At 44.6% G+C, this 451-nt stretch carries 1 protein-coding gene; it reads right to left on the bottom strand.

The features are described 5' to 3' along the window. A partial coding sequence (locus tag C6366_RS21050) for a hypothetical protein (RefSeq protein WP_199221604.1) occupies positions 1-451 on the bottom strand: 451 nt, incomplete at both ends.

Below are 451 nucleotides of genomic sequence, written 5' to 3'. Positions count from 1 at the left end.
GGATAAACCGGCCACCGGCATTGATTCGCAGTCTGCTGCCAATCATAAATTCGTTTTCGGCATAGGCGTGCAGCTCGCTGCCAAGAAGGTTCAGATCGCCAATGGTTGTATCCAGAGGAAAGGTGGTGTTTACACTACGTTTTATTATATCCACGCCTGGATTAAAACTGTGTCTGATGCCGTTAAAACCAAACTTTATAAGATGGTTGCCAACCGGAAAATAGTCAAAATCCATCTTCACGCCCAAATCTCTTATACCGCTCAGATATCTTTGTTCATAGCTATCCCATTGGTTGTTAAATTGGTTGTTGCGCTGCACCCCAATAAAGAATCGATAATCGGAATATGTGGCGGTGAGGTTACTGAAAAGCTTTGGTGTGATGACAAAGTTCCATCTGAGTGCCGTAACAAAGTTACCCCAACCGGCATTGTTCTCGTCGTTGATGGAGGT

Origin of the sequence: Desulfonatronum sp. SC1 (assembly GCF_003046795.1) — a bacterium.
Lineage (GTDB): Bacteria > Desulfobacterota > Desulfovibrionia > Desulfovibrionales > Desulfonatronaceae > Desulfonatronum.
The sequence above is the reverse complement of the archived record's forward strand: the minus strand, read 5'-3'. Positions and strand labels throughout refer to the sequence as shown.